Source organism: Corynebacterium sp., from assembly GCF_030535495.1.
Taxonomy (GTDB): domain Bacteria; phylum Actinomycetota; class Actinomycetes; order Mycobacteriales; family Mycobacteriaceae; genus Corynebacterium.
Window position 1 is genome coordinate 1 of record NZ_JAUNRW010000081.1, and the last position, 10019, is coordinate 10019.

The following is a 10019-nucleotide window of genomic DNA, read 5'->3' on the forward strand; positions in this document are numbered from 1 at the left end:
CGGGTGACCATGGCACGCGCCAGGGCGACGCGCTGCTGCTGCCCGCCGGAGAGCTGGCCGGGGGAGCGGTCGCCGAGGCCGGACAGGCCCATCTGCTCGAGGGCGTCGTCGACACGCGAGCGCAGTTCGGCGCGCTTGACGCCCGCGGCCTGCAGGCCGTAGCCGACGTTGTCGGCGACAGACAGGTGGGGGAACAGGGCGTAACTCTGGAACACCAGGCTGATGGGGCGCTTGTCCGGGGAGATGCGGGTGAGGTCGGCGCCGTCGAGAAGCAGCTCACCGGAGGTGGGGGACTCGAAACCGGCGATGGTGCGCAGCACCGTCGTCTTGCCGCACCCGGAGGGGCCGAGCAGGGTGACGAAGGTGCCCGGCGCGATGTCGAGGGTGACACCGTCGACGGCGCGCAGCCCCGAGCGGGGGTTGTAGATCTTGACCAGGTCGGTCAGGGTCAGTCGGCCTGCCACTGGCGGGCTCCTTCCATGCGGCGGGTGATCAGGTGGATGACCAGCATGGCGAGCAGCACGATGATGATCAGGATGGTGCAGAACGCGAAGGCGTTGCCGAAGCGGCCGCGGTCGACCTCAGCGTAGATCTGCGAGGTGAGGATGCGCTGCGAGGGGGTGGTGAGGAAGATGACCGCCGACACCGAGGTCATCGACCGCGCGAAGGCATAGGTCAGGCCCGCCAGCAGCGCCGGACGCAGCAGCGGCATGGTGATGCGGCGGAAGGTGCCGGCCTCGGACTGGCCGAGGGAGATGGACGCCTCCTCCAGCGAGGGGTCGATCTGGCGCAGGGCGGAGACACCGTTGCGCTGGCCCACCGGCGAGGAACCGGCGACAAAGACCATGATGATGGCGATCGCGCCGCCGAACACCGCGCCACCACCGGCCAGAGCAGGGATGAGCGGCAGTCCGAAGACGGTGGTGGAGGAGTTGTAGACGATGAGGTAGCCGATGCCCACGACCGTGCCCGGCAGCGCCATGCCCAGCATGCCGAGGAAGTCCACGGCTCCGGCGGTGCGTTGCAGGCGGGTGACCACCAGCCAGGCGATGAACACGCCCAGCAGACCGGCGATCGGGGTGGCGATGAGCGCCAGGATGGTGGTGTCAATGATGGCGTCGTTGCCCACGCCGGTAAAGATGTACCGGTAGTTGTTCAGTGTGAAGGTGTTGTTCACGCCGAGGATGCGCACGAAACCGCCGAGCAGGATCGCCCCGTAGATGAGCATCACCAGCAGGGCGACGGTGTAGGCGACGATGAGGGCGGGGATCTTCAGCCACGGGGTGTCGATGGCCACGTGGCGTCCCGTCGGTTTGCCGGACACCGACACCGTCGAGGCCCGTTCCGCCCAGTAGCGCTGCAGCAGGAAGAGCGCGACGGCCGGCAGGAGCAGCACCATGGAGTAGGCGGCACCGCCGGGGAGGTTGTACTCGCCGATGATCGCCAGGTAGGCGCGGGAGGCCAGCACCTGGAAATCACCGCCGAGCACCAGCGGGTTCGACAGGTCCGAGATCGTCTCCACGAACACCAGCAGGAAGGCGCCCGCGAACCCGGGGATGAGCATCGGCAGGGTCACCGTGCGCAGGATGCGCAGGCGATTGGCACCGAGGGAGAACGCCGCCTCCTCGTGCGCCGGGTCGAGTGCGCGCAGCATACCCAGCAGGTTCATGTACGCCAACGGGAGATAGGACAGGGTGAGGACGAAGAGCAGTCCCCAGAACCCGTAGATGTCCAGCCGGTACCCGAACACCCCCTGCGTGATCATGCCGGAGCGTCCGAACAGGGTGATCGTGGCCGCCGCGACCGCGAACGGCGGGGACACGATCGGCAGGAGGGTGAGGAAGTGGATGAAGCGACGGCCCAGGAAGTGCATCCGGGCCTGCGCGAAGGCCAGCACGAACGCCAGGGCGGTGGTCAACAGCGCCACGGAGATGCCCAGCTGCATGGTGTTGAGCAGCAACTGGCGGTTGGTGCGCGTGGTGAAGAAACTGCTCACCACGGCCCAGCCCTCGACCGACAGCGCGTAACGGAACACCCCCCACAGCGGCCAGCCGATGAGCGCGAGGATGACCAGCAGCACCAACGCCAGCAGCACCCGGCTGCTGCGCGTCGGCCTGCCCGGGCCTCGCTTCTGCTTCTCGACGCCCGCTGCCGGCGCCGCGGTCAGTGCGGTCATGGTGGGTTAGTTGGACTCTTCCTCGGCGGGCTCCTCGGCGACCTCGGCGTCGAAACGCGCGGTCAGGCCGGAGCGGGCTTCACCGGCGGCGGCGAAGTCGTAGTCGATGAGGGTGATGTCATCGAAGGAGACCATGCGCGGATCCTCGACGGCATCCGGGTGGGTGAGGATCTGGAAGGCGTTGTTCTCCGGGCCGAGATCCTGGGCGGCCGGGGTCAGGGCCCAGTCGATGTAGGCCTTGGCGGCATCCGGGTTCTGGGAGCCCTTCATCAGGGCGACGCCGCCGACCTCGTAGCCGGTGCCCTCCTCCGGGAAGGAGACGACGAGGTCCTCGAAACCCTCCTCCTGGTGGGACACGCAGTCGTGGGAGAAGACCATCGCGACGGCGACCTCGCCGCGGCCGGCGGACTGGGCCGGGGCCGAGCCGGAGCGGGTGTACTGGAGGATGTTGGTGTTGAAGTCGCGCATGTAACCGAGCGCCTCATCCTCGCCGCCGAGACGCTCCACCTGGGTCCACAGGGTGGTGAACGCGGTGCCGGAGGTGGACGGGTGGGCCATCATGAGCTCGCCCTGCAGCTCCGGGGCGGTCAGGTCATCCCAGGAGGTGGGGACGTCGACACCGAGCTCCTCGAGGCGGGACTCGTTGGAGCAGAAGCCCAGGGCGCCGAGGTAGACGCCGGCCCAGTAACCGTCCGGATCGACCACGTCGGGGTCGAGGTCGGCGGCGTTGGGGGACTCGTACTGCTCCAGCAGACCCTCCTTGGTGGCGGCGATGAAACCGTCGACCGGGCCGGCATGCCAGACGTCGAACTCCGGGTTGTCGCCGGCGGCCTGGAAACGGGCCACGGCCTCGCCGGAGGACATGCGGACGTAGTTGGTGGAGACGCCGGACTCCGCCTCGAAGGCGTCGGCCCAGGCGGCACAGAGGGTCTCGTCGGCGGTGCAGGCGATGGTGATCTCACCGTCGGCAGCAGCGGCGGTGGCGGCGGTCTCGGTGCCCGTAGCCTCGGCGGTGGTGGTGCCGGCGGCGTCATCCTCGACGCTGCCGCAGGCGGCGATGGTGAGGGTGGAGGCGGTGAGCAGAGAGAGGACGGCGAAACGGCGGGACTTCAGAGCGGTCATAGCGGATGGACTCCTGGGATGAGCGGACTCGAACGTGCTGTACTTTTCCATTGCAAACTTAATGTACCGTCAACCGCACATTAATATGGGGTGAACTTGCCTAATACCCCTCCCGCCGCTTCACCCAGGCGATGACCGCGTAGGTCACCGGCAGGAGCGCGACCTCGATGAGCGTCTTCCACAGGAAACCCACCACCACGTAATTGGCCAGGTCGGAGACCGTGGCGATGCCGATGACCGGGGCCGCGATGAGGCAGAACAACAGGGTGTCGCCGAACTCGCCGACCACCGTCGAACCGATGAGGCGGGCCCACAGGGATTTCTCGCCGGTGCGCTGCTTGATCTTCACCAGCACCCAGGAATTGAGCAACTGGCCCACGAGGTATCCGCTCAGTGACGCCAGCACGATCTGCGGGACCAGGCCCAGGATGTGGGCGAATTCCGACTGGGAGCCGTAGAAATCGGCCGGCGGCAGCCAGATCGCCACATAGAAGGACACGACGGCCAGCAGGGTGACCGCGAAACCGGTGAGGATGGCGCGCCGGGCCGCCCGGAATCCGTAGCATTCCGCCAACACGTCGCCGAGGACGTAGGCCAGCGGGAAGAGGAAGAAGGCTCCGTCGGTGATGAGGGGGCCGATGGACACGCCCTTGGTGGCCAGGATGTTGGAGACGAGGAACACCGCGACGAACAACGCCACGATGACGGGGTAGTAGCTGCGCTGCAGGGGGATGAACCGGGTGCCCATCCCCTGCCCAGGTGCGGGGTCGGAAGTAGTCACGGGGGAGATCTTCGCACACCCGCTACCCTGGAACCATGACTGAGCATGCCGGCCGTTACGCCCCGTCGCCCTCCGGAGACCTGCACTTCGGCAATCTCCGCACCGGCCTCATCGCCTGGCTCTTCGCCCGGCACACCGGCCGGAGGTTCCTGTTGCGGGTCGAGGACATCGACACCCAGCGCTCGACGATCGACTCGGCCCACCGCCAGATCGACGACCTGCTCACCCTCGGTCTCACCTTCGACGGGGACATCCTCTACCAGTCGGATCGGTTCCCGGCGTACCAGCGGGCGCTGGACATGCTCGATGCCCGCGGGCTGGTCTACGAGTGCTACTGCTCGCGCAAGGACATCCAGGATTCCGCCCGCGCCCCGCACACCCCGGCCGGTTCCTACCCGGGCACGTGCCGGGATCTGGACGAGGGGGAGCGGGCGGAGCGTCGAGAAGCTCTGGCGCAGCAAGGACGCACCCCGGCCCTGCGCCTGCGGGCGGATGTCGCGGAGTTCACCATCCGGGACCGCTACCACGGCCCCTACACCACCGATGTGGATGATTTCGTGTTGCGGCGTGGTGGGCAGGCACCGGACTGGGCGTACAACCTGGCGGTCGTGGTCGACGACGGTTTCCAGGGCATCGACCAGGTGGTCCGCGGTGATGATCTGTTGTCCTCCACGCCGCGCCAGGCCTATCTGGCCACGCTGCTGGGCATCGACCTGCCGGAGTACGTCCACGTCCCGTTGGTGCTCAATGAGCAGGGCCAACGCCTGGCGAAGCGCGACGGTGCGGTGACTTTGAGAGAGATGCTTTACGACGACCCCGTGTTCAAGATCGTCGAGAAGCTGGCAGCCTCCCTGGGGTATCCCGGCGTGAACACCCTGCAGAAGTTGCAGGACGTCTTCGACCCGGAGGATCTGCCGCGCGCGCCCTTGGTGTGGAGATAACTTTCCGCTGGGGGTGAATAAGCGCTTATCTATTCCGGTCGGGAAACAATTCGATTACAGTTTCCGGGGAACTGGAGTCCACCTGTGACACACGTGGTTTTCACAGGTGGCTACATCGACACTGAACGGGTCCTGATATGTCTCGCCGCCGCATTCCTGCTGCCACCCTTGCCATTGCCCTTGTGGGAACTGGTCTCACCGTCCCCGCGATCGCCCCCGACACCCTGGCCTTCTCCACTCCGGTCGCACACGCGCAGGACGTGGGGCCGGTCAACCAGGCACAACTCGACCAGGCCGCGGGCATGCTCGGCCCGACGGTGCCTGCCCCGACCAGTCAGGCTGGTGCCGCGCGCATCGCCTCGATCCCCAGCGGTACCCCCGGTCTCGGTTCCTGCGTGGTCGACATGTGGGCGCACACCAAGTCACAGCCGATCGGCACCAACGGCATGTCTGCCGACGTGGACCGTAACCTGCAGGTCAATCCCCAATCGATGGGTGAGCTCTTCGACAACCAGCCGCTGGCTGATGGCTCGCTCATCTCCCGGTGGGACGACGAGGGCAACCTGATCCCGGTCACCGGGGCGGACGCCGGATTCACCACTTTTGTGCTGGACGGGTGGACGAGCGGTTCGCGCCAGAACACCATCCAGAACTCCCGCCTGCGAGTCTCCACCGAGCACGGGCTCGACAACGTGCGCATCGTCTGGCGCATCGACTCCAAGGCAACCATGAACATGGGGCCGATCGACCTGGTCAGCGCCAGCTGGGACAACTGGTGGGCCAGCGGATACTCCAGTGCCGCCAGCTCGCTGACCACCGGTTATGAAACGGCTGCGGACGGGACCGTCTACGCGGTCATCTCCGGATCCATGCCCCCGAAAACCCGTATCCGCGCGCAGCTGACCGGGCGCCTCAATCCCGAGGCATGGACGGCGAATCCGACCATCTACGCCACCGCGGGCATGTCCTCGTCCTCGACGCAGATCAACTGTGCTCCTCCCGCCGAGGAATCCGTCAACACTCCCGAGTACCCGCCGATCACCGTCGGCCAGGGTCAGGAAGTGCCGGGCATTCTGCCGCGTGAGACCGTCGACGACGTGTTCCCGGACGGCACCACCTTCGCGGGCGGAGACAACTGGCAGCCCTGGGCGGACATTGATCCGAACACCGGCGCAGTGACGGTCCGCCCCGCCTTCGATACCGCGGTGCAGGACTACCCCATGGAGGTGATCGTCACCTACCCGGACGGCTCTTCCGAGGTGGTCACGGTGACGGTGACCGTCACCCCCGCACAGGCCACCGAGATCGACCCCTCTCCCGTGGTGGACTCCGTGGTCCAGGGCACCACCAAGGACATTGCTCCTCCGGCAGAGATTCCCGAGGGAGCAACCTACGAGCTTATCGACGCCCGCCCCTGGGCCACGGTCAATCCTGACACCGGTGTCATCACCGCCACCCCGGAGGCCACCGAGCCGCCGGGTGACTACCAGATGACCCTGGTGGTGACCTACCCGGACGGTTCCGTCGACCTCGTTCCGGTCACCGTGACCGTCCAGGAATCCGACGTCAACAGCGTGGATCCGCACTGGCCCTCTGAGGTCGTTGACTGGGACACTCCCACGGTCGTGGGAACCCCGACCTCGACGACGGGCGACATCCCCGAGGGAACGACCTACGGTGAGGTCACCGATGCGCCGGCCGGGATCTCCGTCCAGGTTGACCCGAGCACCGGCGAGCTCACCGTGACCGCGGACGGCAGCACTCCGACCGGCCCCGCATCCTTCACCGTTCCCGTCACCTATCCGGACGGCACCACCGAGAACGTCCTGGTGACCGTGGTGGTCAACAACCCGAACACCCCGCACTACGACGCCGTCGAGGTGCGGCAGGGTGCCGCCGGCGAGGTCGGCCCCCACGACGTGGACGTCAACGATGTCGAGAACTTCGCCCTCGCCCCCGGTGCCCCCACCTGGGTGAGCATCGATCCCGCCACGGGAGTCGTCACCGTCACCGCTGGTGCAGACGCCCCGCTGGGCCCGCTGACGGTCGACGTCGTGGTCACCTACGAAAGCGGTGACGAACAGACCGTCCCCGTGACCATCATCGTGACCCCGTCGGACGCCAACCTCAACGACCCCGCCGACCGCGAGGTCTCCATCACCCAGGGGGCGACGAAGATCGTTCCGGGACCGGCGAACGCGGACGGTTCCGCCATCCGCAACGTGGCGTCGGTGGACTTCACCGATGCAGCCCCGGACTGGGCCGAGTTCAACGCGGACGGCAGCGTGACGCTCACCGCTCCGGCCGACGCCCCGGTGGGCCGGACCGCATTCCCGGGTCTGATCACCTACCAGGACGGCTCCACCGCAGAAGTCACCCTGTTTGTGACCGTGCAGGAGTCCACTGCCTCGGCAATTGACATCAATCCGCTGGCGGTGACCGTGCGCCAGGGTGAGGTCAAGACCACCCAGGCGCCGCGTGACGCCGACGGCAACCTCCTGCCGCAGGGCACCACCTACGCCATCGCCTCGGGGCCGGCCTGGGTGGGAGCCAATGCCGATGGCTCGGGCATTCTCACCCCCGGGGTGGATGTCGCCCCGGGTGATTACCCGGTCGAGTTGCGGGTCACCTACCGCGACGGTTCCTGGGAAATTGTCCCCGTCACCGTCACCGTCGTGGAGCTCAACTCCACCACCTACGATCCCGCCTACGGCGACCCGGTCGTGGTGCGACAGAACCAGCGCGGCACCGTCGAGGCACCGACCTCTGATCCGGCTGTTCCTGAAGGCACCACCTTCAGCCCGGAAGCGTCCACCCCGGGCTGGGCACAGGTCAACCCCGACGGTTCCATCGCCCTGAGCCCGGGCGCCACCGTCGCCCCCGGTAACTACCAGGTGCCCGTCACGGTCACCTACCCGGACCGCACCACGGAGACGATCACCGCCATCGTCGTGGTCGAGCCGACGGAGGCCGTCGAAAACAACCCCCAGTACGCTGACACCACCGTCCGTCAGGGTGGCACCGCCACCGTCGCTGCGCCCACGGACGCCCCCGATTCGGCCACTTTTGCGGCCGGTGCGGACGTTCCTTCCTGGGCGACCGTCAACGCCGACGGCACCATCACCCTGCAGCCCGAGGTCGCTGTTCCGGTCGGTGACTACACCATCCCGGTGGTGGTGACCTACGCCGACGACAGCGCGGAGACCATCAACGCCCGCGTGTCGGTGACCGAGGCGGACACCTCCGTCAACAACCCGGTGTACGTGTCTCTCGACGCCATCCAGGGCGAGACCACCACCTCCCCGGCCCCGCTCAACCGGGACGGCACCGCACTCCCGACCGGCACCACCTTCGAGTTCGAGGGTGACACCCCGGACTGGGTGGAGCTCAACTCCGACGGATCGGTGGCGGCCACCCCGGGTGACGATGTGGCTCCGGGACCGGTGACGGTGCAGGTCCGCGTGACCTACCCGGACGGAACCTCCGACCTCGTCCCCGTTGTCATCGACGTCACCAACCCCAACGCCCCCTACTACCTGGTCACGGAGGGTGTGGCGCAGACGACCGTCACGTCACAGCCCCCCGTGAACCCGGACGAGGCCCCCCTGCCGGAGGGTTCGATCTTCCGCCTGGATGCCGACGCCCCCGCGGGTGCCAGCATCGATCCCGTCACGGGTGTCATCACCTGGCCCATTCCTGCGGGACAGCCGGTGGGACCGGTCATGGTCCCGGTCACGGTGACCTATCCCGACGGCACCACTGCGCAGCTGTCGGCGACCATTGTCGTGGAGGAGGCCGACGCGGTACTGGTCAACCCCGTCTACCAGGAGACGTCCGTCAACCACGGGTCCACCGCCACGGTGCCGGCGCCGCTGAACTCCCAGGGCGTGCCGCTGCCCGAGGGGACCAGCTTCGCGGACGCCGCCGGGATCCCGGAGTGGGCCCAGGTCAACCCCGACGGCACCATCACCGTTTCACCCGGTGATGGCGTCGCGCCGGGCACCTACACCATTCCCGTGACCGTCACCTACATCGACGGAACCTCCGAGGTCGTCAACGCCACCGTCGTGGTGCGCGGCACCGACTCCGAGCAGAATCGTTCCCGTTGGGATCCCATCGAGGTGGCCGCCGGTTCCACCGGTGAGGTGGCGACGCCGGTGAACCCCGATCGTCGTCCCCTGCCGGAGGGCACCACCTTCGCCCCCGGCGAGGGCTTCCCCGAGTGGGCGGAGCTGCACCCTGACGGTTCTCTGACGGTGAATCCGCCGGCGGGCACGCCGGTCGGTGCGGTGAACATCCCCGTCGTCGTCACCTATCCGGACGGTTCCTCCCAGGACCGGGTGGTGACCGTGACGATCGTCGAGGCGGATGTCCCGATCTTCCCCACGACCATGGTCGTCCAGGGTCAGTCCTTCACCTCCCAGCCGCCGACCCTCAACGGAGCTCCCCTGCAGGGTGACCTGAGCGTTGTTCCCGTGGGAGACCTGCCGGCCGGCATGAGCATCGACCCGGTCACCGGCATTGTCACCTGGGATGTCCCGGAGGATCAGACTCTCGGCGCCTTCAACGTCCCCGTGCAGGTCACCATCGACGGCGAGACCTTTGACGCCACCGTGCCGTTCGTGGTGCGGGCGGCGGACGTCACCGTCTTCAACCCCTCCTACCGTGACACCACGGTGTCCCAGGGTGAGACCGCGGTCGTGGCTCCTCCCGAGGCGCTGACCGGGCCGCCACTGCCCAGTGGAACCGTGTACGAGCCAGGTGAGAACTTCCCGGCCCCGGATGCCCCGGGCACCTGGGTGTGGCTGACCCCCGACGGCAGCATCCTGGCCACTCCGGGAGACGATGTGGCCCCGGGTGTCTACGAGTTCGAGGTGGAGGTGAGCTACACCGACGGCACCGGCGAGACGATCACCTCCGTCATCGAGGTGACCATTCGCGTGACCGCCGAGTATGACGATGTCACCGTGGTGTCCGGTGGGCCGCGCGTGACTGTTCC

At 67.6% G+C, this 10019-nt stretch carries 6 protein-coding genes; 2 read left to right on the top strand and 4 right to left on the bottom strand.

All coding sequences use genetic code 11. The annotated features are described in order from the left end of the window. The 4 genes from Q4F73_RS09470 to Q4F73_RS09485 form a co-directional block, all read right to left on the bottom strand. A partial coding sequence (locus Q4F73_RS09470; RefSeq protein ID WP_303359101.1) for an ABC transporter ATP-binding protein occupies positions 1–464 on the bottom strand: 464 nt, incomplete at its 3' end. Then, complete coding sequence (locus Q4F73_RS09475) at positions 449–2176, bottom strand: iron ABC transporter permease (RefSeq protein ID WP_303359102.1); 1728 nt, start codon at positions 2174–2176, stop codon at positions 449–451. The genes Q4F73_RS09475 and Q4F73_RS09470, both read right to left, overlap by 16 nt. Positions 2177–2182: 6 nt before the next feature. Further along, complete coding sequence (locus Q4F73_RS09480; RefSeq protein WP_303359103.1) at positions 2183–3298, bottom strand: ABC transporter substrate-binding protein; 1116 nt, start codon at positions 3296–3298, stop codon at positions 2183–2185. 100 nt (positions 3299–3398) lie between these two features. Then, a complete protein-coding gene (locus Q4F73_RS09485; RefSeq protein ID WP_303359106.1) occupies positions 3399–4088 on the bottom strand; it encodes a queuosine precursor transporter in 690 nt (229 codons plus the stop codon). A gap of 26 nt (positions 4089–4114) precedes the next feature. Here Q4F73_RS09485 and gluQRS point away from each other — a divergent pair, with 26 nt between their 5' ends. Next, complete coding sequence (gene gluQRS / locus Q4F73_RS09490; protein WP_303359104.1) at positions 4115–5020, top strand: tRNA glutamyl-Q(34) synthetase GluQRS; 906 nt, start codon at positions 4115–4117, stop codon at positions 5018–5020. 182 nt (positions 5021–5202) lie between these two features. Beyond that, a partial coding sequence (locus Q4F73_RS09495) for a Rib/alpha-like domain-containing protein (RefSeq protein WP_303359105.1) occupies positions 5203–10019 on the top strand: 4817 nt, incomplete at its 3' end.